Raw genomic sequence first — 20,565 nt, 5'->3', positions numbered from 1 at the left:
AGCATGACCTAGAAATTCACGCCGACACGGAAACCAAGCTGGCGGGGATTGGCCGCCACCACATATCCCCCCGACAGGCCGCGTGTGAAATAACTCGAATCTGTCAGGTTATGTCCGTAAAGCGCCACGCTCCAGTGTTTCCAGCGTTTCTCGATCTGGGCATCGACCAGAACATAAGGCGCGTTCTGCACAGCACTGCTGGGATAAAGCGTCGTGCGGCCACGTCGCACAACACTCGCATTCACGGTCCATCCTGCAGCAGGGTGCCAGTCAGCCGAAAAGCCGAAATTACTCCGTGGCGTACCAGCCATCTGCTTGCCGCTGTAATCTGTCCCGCCAAAGACGAAGTGGTCGTAAGCAGCATAGGTCAGACCAACAAACGCATTAAGCTGAAGCGTCTCGATCGGCTTCCAGTGTGCCGTCGCTTCCATACCCCGGGAATGCGCTGTGCCAGCCGTGCCGATCAGGGACTCCCCTGCCCCGTTGGTGGCGGAAACCTGAAGATTGGAGAGGAAGTTGGCAAAACCGATGGCTTCCACAGACCAGCGTCCTGTCGGATTGCCCAGTCGATAGCCCAGTTCGATATTATTGCCGTAGCTGGAAGCATACGGCACCGAAACCGTGCTCGCATAAGACCCGTAGGGACTGTAGTTGGGCGGAAGGAAGGATCGCGTGTAGCTGAGCCACCCAAACTGGCTCAGACTGGCGGACGCCTGCGGATTATACTCCAGCTTCAACCCGGGAAGAGGTGCCGTCTTTGACAATGTCTGACGTGGCAGGCTTTCCTGCATGCTGTAGGCATAGGGCGTGTCACCACTCATGGAACTGGTCCAGTTGCTGAGAGAACTGTCCACATGCTCAATCCGCAGGGACGGAACCAGTCGCCAGTCCTGCGAAAAATGCCAGCCCACCTCACCCATAAAAGCAACATTGGCCGTCGCAAGTGTCGCCGTCGTCCGGCTGGCGTAATAGGGCGACATGTCAAAGTCGTACGGTGCCCAGCGCTTGACCTGCTGACCGTAAATGCCTCCCTTCCAGTCCAGAGTTCCGGAGCTTCCGGACAGCATGACGGAGCCGCCAATCTGACGTGTCGGCAACGTAAATCCGGAATTGGCGGAGAAGACCGAATACGGATTGCTGTAGCGCCAGTCTGTCGAAACACCACCAAACGTCACATCCAGAATCATGTGCTGGTTGAAGCGACGATGATACTGAGCCGAACCCAGCAGATATGCGGTATCGTTCACGCCTTCCGACGTATTGTAGGAAACATGCCGACGGGCGTTCTGCGGCGTTTCAAAGTAATCATTCCCACCATGATTCAGCATACGGTGCAGACTGAACCGCCATTCACCGCCATCACTGTCCTTGTGCAGCAGTTTGAGACGCCCGAACCAGCCGTGCCAGCCACCCGTATCATGCCGGTCCAGCGCCCGGTTATGAATATAGCCGTCAGCCGTTTCCCCACCTGCCGCCACGCGAAGGCTGGTCGAGGCATCAATCGGGATATCACCTGAAACTGTCGCCCGTTTACGGTTTCCTGTGCCATATTCAAAATCAAGCGCACCAGCCAGCTTATCTCCCGGATCACGCGAATGGGCGGACACCATCCCGCCAAATGCGTTGACCCCTTCCACAAGCTGCGGCCCCCGCATGACATCGACGTTCCTGAAGTCGAACATCTGTCCCATGGCAAAGCCGGGAACTGGGACACCATCAATCAGGACCGGCGTGTAGAGAACGGGACCTTCATCCTCCGTCCCACCGAGCCCCCGCACCATCAGAACCGGATTGTTCGGTGTCGTGCTTGTGAAAGAAAGATTGGGGATACGCTCAGCAATATCACCGAGAGTCTGCATCCTGTATGCCTGCATATCCTGAGCGGAAATGTGAGAAGCACTGGTGGATGCGGTAAAAGCCGTCCGCTTCCCCCAGACCGTCACCTTCTCCTTGTCGGATCGGCATCTAACGGTCGGCCTCGCTGCCCTGTCAGATGAGCGGTGAATGCATTTCACAGTCGCATCTGCTCCAGCCCACCCGGTTACAGGCAACGCAGTCAGAACCATGCAGACAAGTACGGGAGAACCCAGCCCCCACAGACGGGAACCGTTCCTCAGCCTTGCAGGAGAGAGGTTTTCTTTCATGAGGCGTGATGATAATAATTCTTATTATCTGCGCTACCCGGATCAGCCCACCTACCCCGATCGGACAGAAAAGACCGCGCCCTGATGATGGAAACACGTTCAACACAGGTTCATCGGTCTCATCCGGATCACATGGCCGGCACATCACTCCTTTATCCACATGCCCGTGATTTCCCCGGCGGACTGCATACGAGTGGATTTGTAGCCAGCCTAGCAGGAGAAATCAGAGGACATTTCGATGAGCCGGGCCTTACGACCCGCTGCACCATCATCCTGTCCGGTTCATGCAGTATGAGCGCTGGAGGCATGACACATCATTTCCAGACCCGTGATCTCGTTCTGGCCCGAACAGCGTCCGAGACGTTCACGTTCGAAAACAGCGAAGGATTCTCGGCGCTCGAAATTCATGTCCCGCTACGGCTGCTCGAACAGATGAAGATCATGCCTCCTTCGGGTATTCAAACCAGAAAGATGGGACTTCAGGATCCGGCTTTCAAAACAGCCCGACAACTTCTTGGTTATCTCCGCGCCCCCGCACCTCACCAGTTCCAGACGACCAGCCCGCAAGCCCTTGTCGGATATGGACTGGCGATGACCATGCTGGGTTATGCCTTTACACAGGACACAGCAGACTGCCCCCATTCATCAGAGCGAAACGTAAAAGTTCTCGAACTGGCAAGAAAGACTCTTCTGGAGCGCTTTGATCGGGCTCCGACGATCACACAGCTCGCCACTCTTTGTGATCTCAGTTCAACACGCTTCAAGCAACTGTTCCGGGAACAGTTCGGGTGTGCTCCGTATGCGTTGTATCAGAGACATCGCATGGAACACGCACGGCTTTTACTCAAAGAAAAAAATGTGACCGAAACAGCCATGGAGCTTGGCTACAGCAACGTGAGCCATTTCGGCGCGGCTTTTCAGAAACAGTTCGGCTATTCACCAGCAAAATGGCAGAAGTTGAACCACTCTTTATAAGACTGCCACCTTCACCGCATTCCGGGACTGACAACCATCCCGCACACAACGCATTTTCAGGATCACGCACTCATCCACCGGATGAGGAAACGCGGTCAATTCAACCGAGAAACATCCAGAATAGTCTTGTCGCCACGCTTCTCTGAAATCCGAAAGACCTCAAAGCAGAACCAGATTATCGCGGTGAATCAGTTCGTCATGCCCCTGCCAGCCAAGCACACTCTCAAACTCTTCTGAACGATGGCCGGCAATCCGACGCGCATCTTCTGCTTTATAAGCACACAGACCACGTCCCAGTTCGTCACCGGTTTTACTGACCACACGCACCAGATCGCCCCGACTGAACTCGCCTTCAACCATCGTCACGCCAGCCGGCAGCAGAGAGCCTCCCTGCACCAGCGCTCGTATCGCGCCGTCATCGATGGTGATGTCACCCATGGGCGTCAGACCGCCAGCAATCCAGCGTTTGCGGGCGGAGCGACTGTCCGTTCCCGGCAGGAACCATGTGCAACGCGCTCCATCGCGCAGAGCGGCCAGCGGATGCGACCGCTTGCCGAGCGCAATGGCCATCGCACAACCAGAATCCGTAGCAATATGAGCCGCGACGAGCTTTGTCCGCATCCCGCCGGAAGAATAACCCGGCGGAGGCGCGCCACCCATCGCGTCAATCTCGGCGGTCATCGCGCCGACCACCGGAATATGCTGCGCGTCCGGATCATTTCTTGGGTCTGCGGTGTAGAGTCCGTCAATGTCGGACAGCAAAATCAACTGGTCGGCATCGATCATCTGCGCGACACGAGCCGCCAGACGATCATTATCGCCAAACCGGATTTCCGCCGTCGCAATCGTATCATTTTCATTGATGACCGGTACACAGCCAAGACTGAGAAGCGTGTCGAGCGTTGCTCGCGCATTCAGATAACGACGACGATCTTCCGTATCATCCGGTGTCAGCAGCAACTGGGCCGCGGTCAGCCCACGCTCGGACAGCACGCTGCTCCATGCCTGCGCCAGTCTGATCTGACCAACAGCCGCCGCCGCCTGCTTTTCTTCCAGACGCAGCGCCCGATGCGGCATTCCCAGCGCATGACGCGCCAGAGCAATGGCCCCTGAAGACACAAGCACAACCTCGGTGCCGGAAGCACGCAGCGCCGCAATATCATCGGCAACGCTGGCCAGCCACGTTTCACGAGGGGCCGCAAGTTCCGGATCGACAAGAAGGGCGCTGCCGATCTTGACGACCACGCGTCGCGCCTGCGCCAGCGAAGGTGTGACTAAATCCGTCATGCTTCAGCGTCGTCCGTTTCAGCATTTTCAACACGCTCGGCACGCGCAGCTGCAACCACATCATACAGCGCCCGCAACACGTCATCGACGCCCTGTCGCGCGACACCGGACATGACCATGACCTTTGAGCCTGAAGCCTTTTCCAGCGCACGCTTGCGACCGGAAATCTGCTGCGGCGTCATGGCGTCAGCCTTGTTGAGGACAATGATTTCCGGCTTTTCAGCCAGACCACCACCGTACTCGTCCAGCTCGGTGCGGATCGTGCGCCATGCCTCGACGACATCCCCCGCAGCACCATCAATCAGATGGAGCAGAACAGCGCAGCGTTCGACATGTCCAAGGAAACGGTCGCCGAGACCATGACCTTCATGAGCGCCCTCAATCAGTCCAGGAATATCGGCCAGCACGAATTCTTCCGTCATAGACAGACGGACGACGCCAAGCTGCGGATGAAGCGTTGTGAACGGATAGTCCGCAATCTTCGGACGGGCTGCCGACACGACAGAAAGAAACGTCGATTTCCCGGCATTGGGGAGGCCAACCAGACCGGCGTCCGCAATCAGTTTCAGACGCAGCCATACCCACCGCTCCTCACCCGGCCATCCCTTGTCAGAGCGACGCGGCGCACGATTGGTGCTGGTCTTGTAATGGGCATTACCGAAACCGCCATCACCGCCTTTACACAGCACGATGCGCTTGCCAGCCTTATCAAGATCAGCAAGCAGCGTCTCCCTGTCATCATCCATGATCTGGGTGCCCACAGGCACCTGAATCACAACGTCCTGCGCAGCGGCCCCCGTGCGATCGGACCCAGCGCCGTTGCCGCCCTTTCGCGCCCGGAAATGCTGGGTGTAGCGAAAGTCGATCAGCGTATTGAGGTTATCGACAGCCTCAAAGATGATGTCTCCACCCCGGCCACCCTTGCCGCCGTCAGGACCGCCAAACTCGATATATTTTTCACGCCGGAAAGCGGTGACACCGTCACCGCCGTCACCCGAGCGTACATAGATTTTGGCCTGATCGAGAAACTTCATCACTGTCACCTGACATCCTGCAGGCGACAAAAGCCCTGACAGGGATACAAAAAGGGCCGATCCAAACCGGATCGGCCCCTGTCTTGCGTCTAGACGCGGGGGATCCCGCGCAGGGCCTCTTACTCAGCCGCGAGCGGCAGAGCCTCGACCGAAACATGAACGCGATCATCGCCACGACGGTGGAAACGCACGTTGCCATCGGACAGCGCGAAAAGCGTGTGGTCGCGACCAACACCAACATTCGCACCAGCCAGCATCTTCGTGCCGCGCTGACGGACGATGATATTGCCAGCAACGACGCTTTCGCCACCGAACTTCTTCACACCAAGACGACGGCCTGCACTGTCGCGTCCGTTACGGGACGAACCGCCTGCTTTCTTTTGTGCCATGAACCTTACTCCTACTTAATGCTTGCCTGTGATCAACCTCACGAAGAGAGATCAGGCAGCCTTGATCTCGCCAATACGAACAACGGTGACCGGCTGGCGGTGACCATTCTTGCGGCGGCTGTTCTGACGACGACGCTTCTTGAAGATGATGATCTTCGCAAGGCGGTCCTGTGCGATGACTGTGGCTGTCACGGAAGCGCCAGCAACCAGCGGAGCGCCGATGGTCGTGCCTGCTTCACCGCCGACAGCGAGAACATCGGAGAATGTGATGGTCGAACCAGCTTCAGCTTCAAGCTTTTCGATCTTGAGCACGCTGTTTGGCGTAACGCGATACTGCTTACCGCCGGTGCGGATAACTGCGAACATAATGAAACTCGTCTCTTTCCGATCAATCGACATCTCGCGGCGCTTTTCACGCAGGCGATCAGTCCAGTCGCTTTTTTTCGTTGACCACTATTGCGCAGTCTGCCCCACCTTATGGCGGTGGAGAGGGGCTTTTACGCGGGAGACGGGTTTTTCGTCAACCGAAAACAGACAGAGACGCAATTCCCCTCTTGTGCCTGACGAAAACTTTGCCTAAAAGCTCGCTGCGAACGCTGAAAGGCGTTACGGAGAGGTGCCAGAGTGGTCGATTGGGGCGGTCTCGAAAACCGTTGTGCCTTATGGGTACCGTGGGTTCGAATCCCACCTTCTCCGCCAGACACTCAATTTTCCAATAAAATCAGACGGTTAGACGCAGCGCGGGGCACTGTGGCTGAGATCGTGCGTCACTGGTCCAGTGTCACTATTTTCGGTGGCTCTGACAGCAGTTGGCTAGCGCCTGCCCTGAGGACTGAACATCTAAAAATTTGGGGAACCGCAAATGGCGGATGGGGTGGGATTCGAACCCACGGAACGCTTGCACGTTCGCCGGTTTTCAAGACCGGTGCCTTCAACCGCTCGGCCACCCATCCAAGGAAGAAACGCCATACGGTGACGGGCTTATGCGACAAAAACCCGTCAAACGCAATAACCTGATCGGAGCCTTATTTCATTGCGTGCGGCCTGACCTTTCTGGTCGGAACATCACAATAACCCCGATACGTTTCTGCTGCCCCGCAGCATACAACGGGGATATCAACAAGAGGTATACGCTGTCCCTACTTCAATCAGAACTTGGCAGAAACATTCAGTGAGCCGTAGTTGAACAGGCCAGAGCGGGCCGTCGTAAATTCCTGCGTCTGCCACACTTGGCTGTAGGACACTCTCAGACCGTAAAACATGACGGCGACACCGGCATGAATTTCGCCCACATCCCATTTCTTGTTCACATGTGGCGAGTTCTTCCGGAGCGTGTTGCCTTCCAGCGTCGCATCATAGGCAACAGCATTGCCCGTCACGCCACCAAAGAAATACCACGCGACAGGACGTGTCTGCTTGTAGGCATCCGTGCCGTCCGTTCCCGCACCAATGGTCGGAACACCGAAATCACTGTCGAGTCCCTGACCGAAACGGAACGTATCGCCGATAGTGCCTGCAATTCGATAATCACCGATACGGGCCGCCGCCGCTGGCAGCATGTCAAAGGACAGCCCGTTGGAACCACCAATCGTTCCCAGAGGCAGCCTCCAGGTCCGTCCTGCCTGAACCTGAAAGATGGGCTGGTTGGCGAGCTGATGGTGCCACCCCAGATTTGAGGTATCGCCAATTGCACCGTGGAACCCGTTCTGGAGCTGTCTGCCCAGAGCATCCGGCCCCATGACACCTAACTGGATACCAAACACGCTCCGCGACAGGTCCGTGTCATTGATCATGTTGATGGTGCCAAGCAGCAGCCCGGCATAGGGCCGGTCGCGTGGAGAGGGATTCGGGGTCTGCGTGTTGCTCGGCGTGAAAATCAGCTGCTGCACACCCAGACTCATACGCTGCATCCCCTCACCGAGGAGCGTTCTGTTGATCATCGCGAACGGTCCCGGCAGGTTGTCAGTGCCCGACGTCCAGTTAATTCTCAGACCACTGGTATAATACTGATCGGATGTTCCTTTCAGCGTCGTAACAGCATCATTTTCGCCCTGTATCGTCCAGGTGCCCTGCTTGTCCTGAAGGGGCGTTGCGTGAGCGCGCGAGAAACCTGATGCCCCTAGAGCTGTGCCTATAAAAAGCGCCAGAGGTTTCTGAAAAGAAAGACGACGAGCTGGACGAGAGAGCATATTTCCGATTCTCCGCATGACCGCTCATCTCAAACGGTATGGTTTGACTTTTCTTCTCCGTGTGTGCCGTGAAAAATGTCAATACAAAAGCCCTCTCGGCTGTTTTGCCTCCCAAAACTCACGTTTTCGTGTTTAAATGAGACACCAACAAAGACATTTTTTCGGTTTCTTCCCCCCGAAAAGGCCATCGTTGCAAGAAATTCATCCGAAGGAAGGGTAAATTCGCAAAAAGGCAGTAGCATTCGCCTCTGTCCTTATGCTTTTCTTCTTTCTGTCCAGACCGCCTCCCGGCGGTGTGGGCGCCGGACCCAGGATGAGACATCGTACATCAAAACAGAGCACCGTATCTGGGGCGCTGTTTCTCCCGACCCGGTTTTATTCACAGGGCGATTCAAAAAAAATCGCCAGTCAGACCTCGGGATCAAGACCGTTGAGAAGTAACAGGACCGACCGCAGCTCCCGCTCCCCCCGCCGCGGCGGATTTGACGATGATTTCATGAGCGCGCCGTCGCCATATGATCGTGGAAACTCATCACCTTATGGTGGTGACCGCGGTGGCAACGGTGGTGGTTATGGAGCGCCCCGTCGGGCAGCAGGACCCCAGGTGATCGCATCAGGACCGGAAATTGAAGCCACCGTTAAGTGGTTCAACGGCGAGAAAGGCTTCGGCTTTGTCGAACTCGCCGATGGTTCAGGTGACGTATTCCTCCATGCCAACGCACTTTCGCAGGCTGGTCACGACAGTGTCAGCCCCGGCGCCACGCTTCAGGTTCGTATCGGACAGGGCCCGAAGGGTCGTCAGGTCGCTGAAGTGATCTCCGTTGACGAAAGCACGGCTCAGCCGGAGCGTCCGCGTCAGGCGGGTGGTTTTGGTGCTCCGCGCCAGCCAGGTGGCTTCGGTGGTCGCTCTCCGCGTCCGGCTCCCGATCTGTCCAACGCTGAAGACATCCGCGGCATCGTGAAGTGGTACAACGCCACAAAGGGCTTCGGCTTCATCACACCGGAAAGCGGCGGCAAAGACATCTTCGTTCACGCTTCCGCTCTGGAGCGCTCAGGCGTCCAGACCCTGAACGAAGGTCAGAGCACCAACGTGAAGGTTGTTCAGGGCCAGAAGGGTCCAGAGGCTGCTGAAGTTTCTTTTGACTGATCCCGAACGGAACAGGCGTCTGTGAAAACAGACGTCTCTCCATAAAAATACCGCCGCCTCAATGAGGTCGGCGGTATTTTTATATCTAACGCAGAAAATCTCTCAGAAAGACGCGGAACTCAGTACTCGCGTCCCTTGTTCCTCATGAGCCGCGCCTTGTCGCGCTGCCAGTCACGTTCCGCAATGGCGTGACGCTTGTCTTCTTTCTTCCGTCCCTGTCCAATTCCCAACGTGATCTTGGCCAGTCCACGGTCGTTGAAATGAATATCCAGCGGCACAAGACTGATGCCATCCCGGGCCACTTCTCCCAGCAGACGATCAACCTGCTTGGCGTGCAGAAGCAGCTTGCGGGGGGCACGCGAGTCGAAACGTGACAGCACCCCACCCTGATATTCCGGTATATAGCTGTTGAAGAGCCAGATCTCTCCATTACGCTCGCCCGCATAGGCTTCCGTGATCGTCGCCCGACCGAACCGCAGGCTCTTCACCTCCGGCCCCTTCAGAACGATCCCGGCTTCAACCGTGTCGATAATCGTATAATTGAAACGGCCCTTTTTGTTCTGCGCGGCAATACCGTGCGAAATCAGGCCTGACTTCTTCGCTGCCTTTGCCATGATCAGCCCAGCAGCCCAGCTTCCGTCAAAGCCGCCCGGACGGTCGCCCGTGTGTCATTTGAAACAGGAACAATCGGCAGACGGCAGGTCTCACCCGCCAGACCAAGCAGTGAAGCAGCATATTTCACAGGGCCGGGGCTGGTTTCACAGAACATGGCGTCGTGAATCGGCAGCAGGCGATCCTGAAGCGCCATGGCTTCCTTCACCTGCCCTTCCCGCCAAAGGCTCTGAACTCTGGAGCAGAGAGCCGGAGCGATGTTCGACGACACACTGATGCAGCCATCACCACCCGCTGCAAGGAAGGACACAGCCGTACCATCTTCACCTGACAACTGGTTGAAATGCTTGTTCGTCACGGCCCGACGCACCTGAAGCGGACGCAGCAGGTTGGCGGTCGCATCCTTCACACCAACGATGTTGCCATGCGCAGCCAGACGCGCCGTGGTCTCAACTGAGATATCAACCACCGAGCGGCCGGGAATATTGTAGAGCATGACAGGAATCTTGATGGCGTCAGCCACAGCCATGAAATGCCGGTAAAGCCCTTCCTGTGTCGGCTTGTTGTAATAGGGCGAGACCACCAGAACCGCAGACGCACCAGCGGATTCCGCATGCTTCGCCAGATCGACCGCTTCCGCCGTGCTGTTGGAGCCAGCGCCCGCGATGACAGGCACACGTCCTGCCGACACATGCACTGTCCGCTCGACAATCTTGTGATGCTCTTCGTGTGACAGGGTGGGGCTCTCACCAGTGGTGCCCACAGGCACCAGACCGGAAATTCCCTCTGCAATCTGCCATTCGACAAGCCGGTCAAAGGCCGGAAGGTCGAGCGAGCCATCGCGATTCATCGGAGTAATGAGGGCCGTAATCGCCCCCGTGAACATGGCTTCGGTCATTGGCTTTTCTTCTTGTCGTCCGACGCTGCAAAACTCAGGTGTGGCGGTCGGTATGCCACGAATGATGGAAACTGTCAGGCCACCCCGGTTTTCTTCAACTGCCGGAAAGGCGACTGGGGATAGACCCCGAGAATACGGAAACGTGCGGAAAAGAACTCCAGTTCCGCAAGCGCCTGCTTCAGGTTCGGTCTGTCAGGCCGTCCTTCCACATCAAGTAGGAATTGGGTCGCCGCGAACGATCCGTCAAGCATGTAGCTCTCAAGACGCGTCATGTTGACGCCATTGGTCGCAAATCCGCCCAACACCTTATAGAGAGCACCCGGCTCATTGCGGACATTGAACAGGACCGTGGTCATGATCGGCTTATCTTCCGGCAGCGGCAACGGCTCACGCGCGGCAATGTAGAAGCGGGTCGTATTGTGCTTGGCGTCTTCGACATTGCGCTGGAAAATTGTCAAACCATACAAGGTGGCGGCAAGTTCCGACGCCACAGCCACATCTTCCGCCCGTCCCCACTTCGCAACAAGCTCAGCGGCTCCGGCCGTGTCGAATTCGGCGACAGGCGTCAGATTCAGATCCCTGATCATTCCCCTCACCTGCGCCAGCGCCACAGGATGAGTATGCACCTTTTTAGCCTGCTCCAGCGTCGCACCCGGCACGCCCATCAGGCAATGCTCCACCCGCTGGAAGTGCTCGCCAACAATATGCAGCCCGGCTTCCGGCAGCAGCGCGTGAATATCCGGCACACGACCGGCAAGATTGTTTTCGCAGGCCAGCATGGCCAGATCCGCCTTGCCGTCATGCACGGCGGCAATCGCGCCAGCGAAAGTCTCGCAGGGGACTGTTGTCCAGCCGGGATAAGCCGTGCGGCAGGCAAGATCGGAATAGGCGCCGGGGCGTCCCTGAAAGGCGATCCGCCCGTGCGAGTGTCCGGCCGTCACAGTTGCTCTCCCAAAATCTGACGCGCTCTCTGCAGATCATCCGGCGTATCAACACCGAACGGCGCTTTTTCCACACGTGCACACCCAATAATCATGCCGTTTTCCAAGGCTCGTAACTGCTCCAGACGCTCTCTCTTTTCCAGCGGAGACTCCGGCAGCGCCACAAAGCGCTCAAGCGCCTGACGACGCCAGGCATAGACCCCGATATGATGCCACAACGGCCCTGCGCCCCACGGAATGCAGGACCGGGAAAAATACAGCGCCCGTGTGCTCTGCGTGCCTTCTGAAGCAAATGCGCAGGCAACCTTGACCACTGATTCAGCCTTCGCTTCCCGCTCGTCTGTTATGGGCGCGACCAGTGTGCCGATGTCCGTCGCCGGATCCTGCAACGGGAGCAAAGCCGCCTGAAGCGTCGCCGGGTCCAGTCCCGGCAGATCCCCCTGCAGATTGACGATCACATCATGCTCGCCAGTCGGATCGACTTCGCGCAGGGCTGCATGAACACGGTCCGAACCCGACGCCAGATCAGGATCGGTCAGAACCGCCTCACCGCCCGCCTGCCTCACCACATCGACAATTTCCTGTTCGGCGGCTGCCACGACCACGCGCCCGACCGCCGCTATCTGAGCGCGCTCCAGCACATGAAGAATCATGGGGCGTCCTGCAATGTCGGCCATCGGTTTGCCCGGCAGACGTGACGACGCCATACGGACGGGAATGATGACAATCGGGCTGATCATTGCAGCGTATGGAAACCTGAGAGTAGGAGAAAACGGCGCATATTCAGCCGACGGCTTCACATGAAGCGGGGCGCACTCTAGGAAAGACAGTGGATTGACGCAACAGTAACCCCGAAACGCCTGTCGAACGGTCTTTTCCGGCGGGTTCGGAGCGGCAGACAGGGACGCCTTTTCACCAATGGACTTCGCGGCAGCCAATCGTGGGGCTTTTGTTATCCTTCTCGTCGCGGCGATGATGGGTGCCTCGTGGCTCACCGGGTCCATGGTGATCCCGGACCGTCTCCCCACCCGACCGGTCATTGTCACACCGGAAGATGACCCGACCGCACCACTCCCCACAGGCAATGTCGAAAACGGCGCTACTCTGGCCAATGCGATCTGCTCCCGCTGCCACAGCTTCACGCCTTCTGCTCAGGACACCGCCGGGCCCTCCCTGTTCGGCGTGTATGGTCGCCCCATCGGCAGACAGCCGGGCTATACCTATTCCAGAGGCCTCGCTTCTCTCGGTGGTCAGTGGGATGAGGCCCGCCTGAACGTCTGGCTGCGGAACCCGGCGGCCTTCAGTCCCGGCACGCGCATGTCGTTTCGCGGTCTCCCAGACATCAACGGGCGCGCCGATATAATCGCATGGCTCAAAACCCTGCACTGACAGAAAAACGTCCCTCAACCAGAACGGAAACCGCTCATGTCCCACGATCTCGACCAGTTTGTCCGGACGGCTCACGCGCTCGCAGACGTGGCCGGGGCTGTCATCCGCCCCTTCTTCCGCTCCCGGCTCGCCGCTTCCAACAAAAGCGATGAAAGCCCGGTCACGATCGCCGACCGAATGGCAGAACGCGTGATGCGGGCCCAACTTGCCGAACTACATCCCGATCATGCGATTCTGGGTGAGGAATTTGGTCTGCACGAAAGCGCCAGCGGCTATCAGTGGACACTCGATCCCATCGACGGCACCCGCGCTTTCATCACGGGACGCCCGACGTTTGGCACACTGATTTCACTGTCCTTCGAGGGAAAGCCGATCATCGGAATCATTGACCAGCCCATTACGGGTGAGCGCTGGATCGGTGTGGAAGGCCGTCCCACGTTGTTTCGCTCCGGATTCGGGGAGCCGTCCGGTTTCACTCCCATACAGACCAGTCCGTGCAGCAGTCTGGCGGAAGCGGATCTCTCCTGCACATCGCCTGAAATGCTGGAGGATGCGCCCCGTCCCGTATGGAGCAAGCTGAAAACCGTCGCCAAGCGGGTCAGCTGGGGGGGCGATTGCTATGCCTACGGCCTGCTCGCTGGCGGGCATATCGATGTCATTGCGGAGTGCGACATGAAGCCGTGGGACTGGAGCGCCCTAGTCCCGGTCGTGGAAGGTGCCGGTGGCGTCATGACCGACTGGAATGGCCAGACATTGCGTCACGATGGGGATGGCACCGTTCTCGCCACTGGCGACAAAGCGCTTCACGAAGCGGCAGTCGCCTGCCTTCGTTCCTGACAACACAGCCTTTTTGCGCACCTTCGGGACGCCCGGGCAGGTTAATTTCCGCTTCGCGGGAAACGTGCTATGAGGGCGCACCCGTTAGGTTGCCTTCCCCGGCAATCTCGTCTGGATGCTTTGTCCGTGAGGATTTTCCAATGATCCTGCAGGCAGAAATTAAGCTGCTCCGGGCAATGCCAAATCTGGCCGGGGCCGCTTTAACAGCACGAGCGAACTGAATGACACCTCATCTGTCCCTCCCGAAGGACAAAATCCGCATCCTGCTTCTCGAGGGCGTACACGACAGTGCTGTCGCGCTCCTGAAAGCCAGTGGCTATGAGAGCGTCACCCGGCACAAGGGTGCCCTTGAAGGCAATGCCCTTAAAGAAGCCCTTGAGGGTGTGCATGTGGTGGGCATCCGCTCCCGCACGCAGTTGACCCGTGAAGTTCTCGAAGGCGCTGACCGCCTGTTCGCCATTGGTTGCTTCTGCATTGGAACAAACCAGGTGGACCTCAACGCTGCCCGCGAACTGGCGATTCCCGTTTTCAACGCCCCTTACAGCAACACGCGCTCGGTTGCTGAGCTGGTGATGGGCGAAATCGTGATGCTGCTGCGTCGGATCTTCCCGCGCTCCGTCGGCTGTCACGAAGGCAAGTGGGACAAGTCCGCGACCAACAGCTGGGAAGTCCGCGGCAAGACGCTCGGTATCGTCGGCTATGGCTCGATCGGTTCGCAGCTTTCGGTCCTTGCTGAAGCCTTCGGTCTGCGCGTCCTTTATTTCGACGTTGTGGACAAGCTGCCGCACGGCAACGCAACGGCCTGCGACACGCTTGAGACACTTCTGTCCGAGAGTGACATCGTCAGCCTGCATGTTCCGCAACTCCCCAGCACAAAGAACATGATCGGCACCGAGCAGATCCGTCAGATGAAGCAGGGCTCCTTCCTCATCAACAACGCCCGCGGCAACGTGGTCGATCTTGATGCGGCAGCCGAAGCCCTGAAATCCGGTCACCTTCTGGGCGCGGCCATCGACGTGTTCCCGGTCGAACCGAAAGTGGCTGGCGAGCAGTTCGTCTCTCCGCTGCGCGGACTCGACAACGTGATCCTCTCCCCGCACATCGGCGGTTCGACCGTCGAGGCGCAGGAGCGCATCGGTGTTGAAGTCGCCCGTAAGCTGGTCGAATACTCGGACATCGGCTCCACACTTGGTGCGGTGAACTTCCCGAGCGTGCAGCTTCCGCAGAGCCCGCGCGGCACACGCTTCATGCACGTGCACCACAACCTTCCCGGCGTGATGTCGAAGATCAACGACATCTTCTCCAACGAAGGCTGCAACGTCACGGCGCAGTATCTGCAGACGGATGGTGAGATCGGTTATGTCGTAGTTGATGCCGAAACCGGCGGAAACGACGACAAGGACATGCATCTGCTGTCCCTGCTGCGGGAGCTGAAAGGCACCGTGCGCGCACGACTGCTCTATCAGGGCGTCTGACGTCTGCTGCGGCGCGTGTGTTGTCCCGGGAAAGCTGATGATCAACACACGCGTCCGTGCTTTTGCTTTCTCGGGCATTACGGCCGTTCCGGTCTGGGTGGAAGTCCAGATCGCGAACGGCCTTCCCGCTTTTCTAATCGTCGGATTACCTGACAAGGCTGTCGGTGAAGCGCGCGAACGTGTCCGCGCCGCTATGACCTCCATGGGTCTGGCCCTCCCTCCCAAACGAATCCTCGTCAATCTGGTGCCTGCCGATCTTCTCAAGGAAGGCTCGCATTTCGATCTGCCCATCGCTCTCGCCGTGCTGGCGGCCATGGAAATCATCCCGATCGAGGAACTCGGACGTTATGCTGCATTGGGAGAACTGTCTCTCGATGGCCGCATCAACCGCGTCCCGAATGTCATCTCCGCCTCACTTGGTGCCGCAGAAATGGATCTCGGCCTGATCTGTCCTGCGGTGCAGGGCAGCGAAGCGCTCTTCGGCGGCAATCCCGATATTCTCGCTGCGCCGGATCTTGTCGGATTGGTGAATCACTTTCGCGGCGAGCAGGTTCTATCGCCTCCGGTCTTTTCCGCCACCGATGAAATCGTCCACTCATTTCCTGACATGGCCGATGTAAAGGGAATGGAAGTCGCAAAACGAGCGCTGGAAATTGCCGCTGCCGGTGGTCACTCTATCCTAATGTCAGGCGCGCCGGGTTCAGGAAAATCCATGCTCGCGGCCCGTCTGCCCGGCCTGCTGCCAGACCTCACACCATCGGAAGCGCTGGAAGTCACGCGTATCTACAGCGCTGCGGGGATCATAAGCGAAGACGGAGGTCCCGTTCTCCGACCACCCTTCCGTGACCCGCATCACTCGGCCAGCCAGCCGGCCCTGATCGGTGGCGGAGCCAAGGCGAAGCCGGGTGAAATCAGTCTGGCTCACCGTGGTGTTCTCTTTCTGGACGAACTTCCGGAATTCTCGCGGCAGGCTCTGGAATCCCTGAGACAACCGCTCGAGACCGGCCAGACGACAATTGCCCGCGCAGCAGCTCACATCACCTACCCGGCTCGCTTCCAGCTTGTAGCCGCGATGAATCCCTGTCGGTGTGGCTATCTTGGCGACGCCAGCCGGGAATGTCGCAAAGCGCCTCGATGCGGGGAAGATTATCTCAACCGTCTTTCCGGTCCACTACTCGATCGCATGGATCTGTGGGTCAGCATGCAGCCGCTCTCACCGGTCGACATGATGACAGCGCCTGCCGGAGAGAGCTCAGCAACGATCAGGGACCGTGTAGCGGCTGCGCGAAATTTCCAGCGTGAACGGGGGCAGGACGTCCGCAATGCGGAAGCCAATCCGGATCAATTTGAGCTTGATAATGACGCCAGATCGTTGCTGACGGATGCAGCGCGAAAATTGCGCCTGTCAGCACGAGGCTTTACCCGCCTATTGCGCGTGTCCCGCACAATAGCGGATTTTGAAGCCGCTCCTCTCATCGGGAAACAGCACGTTGCTGAAGCGGTCAGCTTCAGGCACCGCAGTCGCCTGTCCTGAAGAGCGACTTCCAGTCCCGCCTTCATGTAGCAATCCACTGAAGGCGGGAGAAAGCAGTCAATCAGATATCGTTGATAGTCCCTTTGACTTTTCCCTTGATATCTTCGCCCTTGCCCTTGAGCTGCTGCACCTTGCCTTCGGCTTCAAGCTCGGGATTATCCGTCGCCTTGCCAATGCTTTCCTTGACGCTACCGGCTACCTTGTCGGCTACACCCTGCAGCTTGTCTTTGAACTCACCCATGATGTGCTCCTTTTTCATTTTACCCCCATCATTTGAAAGGGGTGTATTTTCCAAACGCAGCACATCTCGGGAGGTTTCATCCGGGCACCAGAAGGAAATCTTACTGAGACAGGCTCGCCAAGGAAGTAAGCAGCATCGTCAAAATCCGTGACATTTTGATAAGCAACACAGGGGTAGCCATGCTTCCCTCCCGGTGGCAATGTGCGGTAACGGTCCCTGAATACCAGTGCTTCTGTTTTCTTCTTCCGGAGACATGTTTACCTCCATGACGGCGTCGCCACGGCCTTCAGCTACGCCCGGAACGAAGAAAGAGCCCTTGCTCGTCGGTACCGGGAAACAGCGGGATACCTCCAGAACAAAACACGCAGCTCTGGAAGAGGAAACCGATGCCGCAGGTCGCATCGGTCTGCGCCCGGCGTTCATTGCGAAAACGGGAGCGTATCGTAACCTCAAATCCGCCAAAACACCGCTCTCTCCCCGGCAGGTCTTCGCCGATCCCGACCTACTGTTCATTTTTCTGTTTTCCGCGCTTCTTCATGCGCTTCTGCTGGCCTTCGCCATTTACATGTCGCTGTATCACGCCCCTCGCGGCAACCCGCAGGCGAGTGAAACCGGTACAGTGGACATGATGTTTGTCACGCCACCGGCTGAGAGCGGCATGAAAGGCGAGCATTCGGATCAGCAGGCAGGCGGAACGTCCGCGACAAAGTCATCGCAAAGCAGCGAAACGCAGCCTGAGCAGTCAGAAGCAGCCGAAGGTACAAATCGTCCCACTCCGGAAACACCCGCAGCCCCGCCGATACCGGAGGCTCCATCGGACGAAAGCTATCCGAAACCGGCCAATGAAAACGCTCCGGTCAACCCGGCCTCCAACAAGGCAGGCAAGGCCAGCCGCCAGACAACAAAGCAATCCGCACCGCGCAAGCAGACTGCCCGACAGACGCCAACCCACCAGCGCGCCCCGTCGCCCTTTGATTCCATGACCGATCTGTCACTGGACCAGTCATCAGCACCTCCACGCCCACGTCACCACGGTCGTACGGGCGGGTCAGGCGGCCCGATCGACCTGTCTCTTGGGCCACTGGTGCAGAATGGTAAGCTGAACACGCCATTCGCCACCCGCAGTACCGTGCGCGGCGTGAGCGATGATTACAGCGAAGAAGTCGATCGCTGGATCAGACGCCACATGTATTATCCGGAAGAAGCCGCCCAGAATGGTGAGGAAGGCCCTTCTTCCGTTCACGTCGTGCTGGACCGGTCTGGAAACGTACGGTTTGTGCGTCTGACAAACCAGTCAGGCTCCTACCTGCTTGACGCAGCCACGACCGGCATGTTCCGCAACGCTCATCTTCCGCCTATTCCACCAGGAATTACGGGCGATCATTTCGATCTGGATGTGACGGTGAATTACATTCTGATCCGCCATTAAAGACGGCTCTCATATCTGGGATCATTGAACAGGGATCTGCCATCCCTGTTCTTTGCTTTTTCTGCTTTAAACCACACAGGAGCGGAAAGATCACGGGCTCTTTATATCGCGGCAAGAAAACCGGTTATTCTGACAATGATTTCCTGAAGCGGTCATCAGTTTCTAATGAGCAATCGGTGATCACGCATTCCGCAAACAGACAATGAAGTAACGCTCTGCGCCTTACTTAATAAGCCGTGATCAAAGGGACCATGTCCCTTGTGGAGTTTGGGACCACGTCCCGAAAACTAATCGCTTCGGCAAGAGATGGTCTCTCAGCGGCAAACGCGTTTGCTGTTATCGGATGCGATATAAGTCTGGGTCGCCGGGTCGAAACAGGCGTTCTGCGTGCAGGCCCCGCCATTGGTCAGCGGCTGCGGATAAATCGCCTGCCCCATGGCATTCGCTTCGCGTACGGATGTTCCACAAAGCGGCGTGTTAACCGGAGCAGAAGGATCATTCACCAGAACCTGCCCCTCTGGCGGCGGCGTTTCCGTGACAGTGCCCGGCGGGAATGTCTGGGGAGGAATACGTCCGGAATGGGCTGCAGAGGTGGCATCAGGATGATTGGCACATCCGGAAAGGCCGAAGGAAGAGAACACCAGCGCCGTCGCCATCAGACCCACATGAACAGCCTGAAACCGGTTGCGGGATGAAAGATGGGCCATGCGATCTGCTTCCTTTAGTCTGGCATATCAAACAACTGCCGCAGGGAACGGCTGATGGAAATTTTCGTTCCCTGCGTCAGGACAAATCAGGCGTGGCCTACTGTCTGGGATGCTTCGGCACGACGGGCCTGCCACAGGGCCACAAAGTCGATCGGCTGCAGCACAACCGGCGGGAAACCACCGTCACGCGTGACATCGCCAAGGATGTTGCGAGCGAACGGGAAAATCAGGCGGGGCACTTCAACCAGCAGCAGCGGCTCGACCAGCTCGGCAGGCGGGTTGTTCAGCGTGACAACAGCAGCATAGGTCAGCTCGGCGATGAACACCTTGCGGCCAGCCGGACCACCTTCGGAAGCAGGAGCTTCGTCAGCTTCAGCCTTGATCGTCAGGGCGACTTCAAAATGCGGCTGATCGTTCTGGAGACGATTGGCCTGTACGTCGATGTTGACGGAAATCTGGGGAGCAGCAGTCAGGGCCGTGAAGATCTCGGGACCATGCGGCACCTCGAAGGACAGGTCCTTCGTGTACTGAAGATTGACGGCGAGAGGGAGAGCCGGCGGAACGCCCTGATTGGTGGTGTCAGACATGGTAGTCCTTTTCCTTCATATTCGGACGAATTCGCCCTTGTGTAGTGCCCGGCGGTAGCATGACGAACCCTGTTCGCCAACCATCGCCCCATCAAAGAGTAGCTGGCGGCGCAGTCGGATCCACTCTGAACCATGCACCGTTTTCCACGCTGCTTTGTGTAAACGCCAGCAAAAACGCCCAGTGCGAAACAACCAGCGTATCCCGCCACATCGGCGAGGCAGCCATCTCGGCGCGGAACAGTGCGGCCCGCTCCTCCACAGCCTCAGGAGACTCGATGGCAGAGCTCCACCACATTTCATCCAAGGCCGAGAAATTGAGGTCCGGCCAGCGCAATGCCAGCGCCGCAGGAGGGCTGCCGATGTCACAGGAGAAAGCAGCCCGTTCGCGGATCAGCGGGTTGATGGTGGGTGTGATGTTCAGCGCGCGGGCAATCGGTTCAGCAGTCTGCAGCGCCCTTGTGTAGGGAGAGACAATGATATGCCTGATCCCCTCGCCTACCAGCGCTTCAACAAGCTCTTCCGCCTGTTTCTTTCCTTTCTCGGAAAGCGGCGGATCGGCAATGCCGGGATCCTTGCGGGTCGCGGTGAAAAGCCGGTTGAATTCGGACTGACAATGACGAAGGACGATCATGACTGCTCAGATAGGGGCAACATTGCCCTGTTCGCAATGGCGCATAGAGCAGAAAAAACTGTCTGCCACCCCAACATGAATGCTCCTTTAACAGAGCAAATATGAGCGGGGTCATTGCA

General features: G+C 57.9%; 21 protein-coding genes and 2 tRNA genes. 8 read left to right on the top strand and 15 right to left on the bottom strand.

All coding sequences use genetic code 11. The features are described from left to right. Nucleotides 1-8: 8 nt before the first annotated feature. Nucleotides 9-2,066, bottom strand: a complete 2,058-nt coding sequence (locus B3759_RS08355) for a TonB-dependent receptor (RefSeq protein WP_291365538.1) — start codon at nt 2,064-2,066, stop codon at nt 9-11. A 210-nt stretch (nt 2,067-2,276) separates the two neighbouring features. On the opposite strand from B3759_RS08355, the gene B3759_RS08350 reads away from it, so the two are divergent. Continuing rightward, nucleotides 2,277-3,119, top strand: a complete 843-nt coding sequence (locus B3759_RS08350) for an AraC family transcriptional regulator (protein ID WP_291365479.1) — start codon at nt 2,277-2,279, stop codon at nt 3,117-3,119. 159 nt (nt 3,120-3,278) lie between these two features. Here B3759_RS08350 and proB read toward each other — a convergent pair whose 3' ends face one another. The 4 genes from proB to rplU all read right to left on the bottom strand — a co-directional run bounded on the left by proB (nt 3,279) and on the right by rplU (nt 6,195). Continuing rightward, nucleotides 3,279-4,406 (bottom strand): glutamate 5-kinase, encoded by a 1,128-nt coding sequence (gene proB, locus B3759_RS08345; protein ID WP_291365477.1) that lies wholly within the window; start codon nt 4,404-4,406, stop codon nt 3,279-3,281. Continuing rightward, the gene (gene obgE, locus B3759_RS08340; protein WP_291365475.1) at nt 4,403-5,440 is read right to left on the bottom strand and encodes a GTPase ObgE; all 1,038 of its coding nucleotides are present in this window, start codon (nt 5,438-5,440) and stop codon (nt 4,403-4,405) included. Before obgE ends, proB begins: the two co-directional genes overlap by 4 nt. Before the next feature lie 119 nt (nt 5,441-5,559). Then, on the bottom strand, nt 5,560-5,829 hold the full coding sequence (gene rpmA / locus B3759_RS08335) for a 50S ribosomal protein L27 (RefSeq protein ID WP_291365473.1): 270 nt from the start codon (nt 5,827-5,829) through the stop codon (nt 5,560-5,562). 51 nt (nt 5,830-5,880) lie between these two features. Beyond that, complete coding sequence (gene rplU / locus B3759_RS08330; protein WP_010667132.1) at nt 5,881-6,195, bottom strand: 50S ribosomal protein L21; 315 nt, start codon at nt 6,193-6,195, stop codon at nt 5,881-5,883. A gap of 244 nt (nt 6,196-6,439) precedes the next feature. Between rplU and B3759_RS08325 the strand changes: the two genes are divergently transcribed. Then, a tRNA-Ser gene (locus B3759_RS08325) sits at nt 6,440-6,528 on the top strand. 164 nt (nt 6,529-6,692) lie between these two features. Here B3759_RS08325 and B3759_RS08320 read toward each other — a convergent pair. Next, nucleotides 6,693-6,782 (bottom strand) — tRNA-Ser (locus B3759_RS08320). Between the two features lie 195 nt (nt 6,783-6,977). After that, nucleotides 6,978-8,018, bottom strand: a complete 1,041-nt coding sequence (locus B3759_RS08315; RefSeq protein ID WP_291365471.1) for a lipid A deacylase LpxR family protein — start codon at nt 8,016-8,018, stop codon at nt 6,978-6,980. Between the two features lie 430 nt (nt 8,019-8,448). Between B3759_RS08315 and B3759_RS08310 the strand changes: the two genes are divergently transcribed. After that, a complete protein-coding gene (locus B3759_RS08310) occupies nt 8,449-9,165 on the top strand; it encodes a cold-shock protein (protein WP_291365469.1) in 717 nt (238 codons plus the stop codon). A gap of 119 nt (nt 9,166-9,284) precedes the next feature. Here the strand turns inward: B3759_RS08310 and smpB are convergent, their stop codons facing one another. The 4 genes from smpB to B3759_RS08290 form a co-directional block, all read right to left on the bottom strand. Continuing rightward, nucleotides 9,285-9,779 (bottom strand): SsrA-binding protein SmpB, encoded by a 495-nt coding sequence (gene smpB / locus B3759_RS08305; protein ID WP_291365467.1) that lies wholly within the window; start codon nt 9,777-9,779, stop codon nt 9,285-9,287. 2 nt (nt 9,780-9,781) lie between these two features. Then, nucleotides 9,782-10,675 (bottom strand): 4-hydroxy-tetrahydrodipicolinate synthase, encoded by an 894-nt coding sequence (dapA, locus tag B3759_RS08300; RefSeq protein WP_291365465.1) that lies wholly within the window; start codon nt 10,673-10,675, stop codon nt 9,782-9,784. Between the two features lie 74 nt (nt 10,676-10,749). Next, the gene (locus B3759_RS08295; protein ID WP_291365463.1) at nt 10,750-11,616 is read right to left on the bottom strand and encodes a prephenate dehydratase; all 867 of its coding nucleotides are present in this window, start codon (nt 11,614-11,616) and stop codon (nt 10,750-10,752) included. Then, a complete protein-coding gene (locus B3759_RS08290; protein WP_291365461.1) occupies nt 11,613-12,356 on the bottom strand; it encodes a 3-deoxy-manno-octulosonate cytidylyltransferase in 744 nt (247 codons plus the stop codon). Before B3759_RS08290 ends, B3759_RS08295 begins: the two co-directional genes overlap by 4 nt. Before the next feature lie 178 nt (nt 12,357-12,534). Here B3759_RS08290 and B3759_RS08285 point away from each other — a divergent pair, with 178 nt between their 5' ends. The 4 genes from B3759_RS08285 to B3759_RS08270 all read left to right on the top strand — a co-directional run bounded on the left by B3759_RS08285 (nt 12,535) and on the right by B3759_RS08270 (nt 16,851). Next, a complete protein-coding gene (locus tag B3759_RS08285) occupies nt 12,535-13,005 on the top strand; it encodes a c-type cytochrome (RefSeq protein ID WP_291365459.1) in 471 nt (156 codons plus the stop codon). Between the two features lie 36 nt (nt 13,006-13,041). Beyond that, nucleotides 13,042-13,842: a histidinol-phosphatase gene (gene hisN, locus B3759_RS08280; protein ID WP_291365457.1), complete on the top strand. Its 801-nt coding sequence runs from the start codon at nt 13,042-13,044 to the stop codon at nt 13,840-13,842. A gap of 221 nt (nt 13,843-14,063) precedes the next feature. Then, a complete protein-coding gene (serA, locus tag B3759_RS08275) occupies nt 14,064-15,317 on the top strand; it encodes a phosphoglycerate dehydrogenase (RefSeq protein ID WP_291365455.1) in 1,254 nt (417 codons plus the stop codon). 37 nt (nt 15,318-15,354) lie between these two features. Then, nucleotides 15,355-16,851 (top strand): YifB family Mg chelatase-like AAA ATPase, encoded by a 1,497-nt coding sequence (locus tag B3759_RS08270; RefSeq protein WP_291365453.1) that lies wholly within the window; start codon nt 15,355-15,357, stop codon nt 16,849-16,851. Between the two features lie 61 nt (nt 16,852-16,912). On the opposite strand, the gene B3759_RS08265 is transcribed toward B3759_RS08270, so the two are convergent. Further along, nucleotides 16,913-17,092, bottom strand: coding sequence for a CsbD family protein (locus B3759_RS08265; protein ID WP_291365451.1), 180 nt, complete (start codon nt 17,090-17,092; stop codon nt 16,913-16,915). A gap of 265 nt (nt 17,093-17,357) precedes the next feature. Between B3759_RS08265 and B3759_RS08260 the strand changes: the two genes are divergently transcribed. Beyond that, a complete protein-coding gene (locus tag B3759_RS08260) occupies nt 17,358-18,521 on the top strand; it encodes an energy transducer TonB (protein WP_291365449.1) in 1,164 nt (387 codons plus the stop codon). A gap of 314 nt (nt 18,522-18,835) precedes the next feature. On the opposite strand, the gene B3759_RS08255 is transcribed toward B3759_RS08260, so the two are convergent. The 3 genes from B3759_RS08255 to B3759_RS08245 all read right to left on the bottom strand — a co-directional run bounded on the left by B3759_RS08255 (nt 18,836) and on the right by B3759_RS08245 (nt 20,446). Further along, a complete protein-coding gene (locus B3759_RS08255; protein WP_408736467.1) occupies nt 18,836-19,177 on the bottom strand; it encodes a hypothetical protein in 342 nt (113 codons plus the stop codon). A 137-nt stretch (nt 19,178-19,314) separates the two neighbouring features. Next, a complete protein-coding gene (gene secB, locus B3759_RS08250) occupies nt 19,315-19,815 on the bottom strand; it encodes a protein-export chaperone SecB (protein ID WP_291365445.1) in 501 nt (166 codons plus the stop codon). A 91-nt stretch (nt 19,816-19,906) separates the two neighbouring features. Beyond that, nucleotides 19,907-20,446, bottom strand: coding sequence for a histidine phosphatase family protein (locus B3759_RS08245; protein WP_291365443.1), 540 nt, complete (start codon nt 20,444-20,446; stop codon nt 19,907-19,909). Nucleotides 20,447-20,565: the final 119 nt, after the last annotated feature.

It is taken from the genome of Acetobacter sp. UBA5411, assembly GCF_002409645.1.
Taxonomy (GTDB): Bacteria; Pseudomonadota; Alphaproteobacteria; order Acetobacterales; family Acetobacteraceae; genus Acetobacter.
This window is presented reverse-complemented; position numbering and strand designations above follow the sequence as displayed.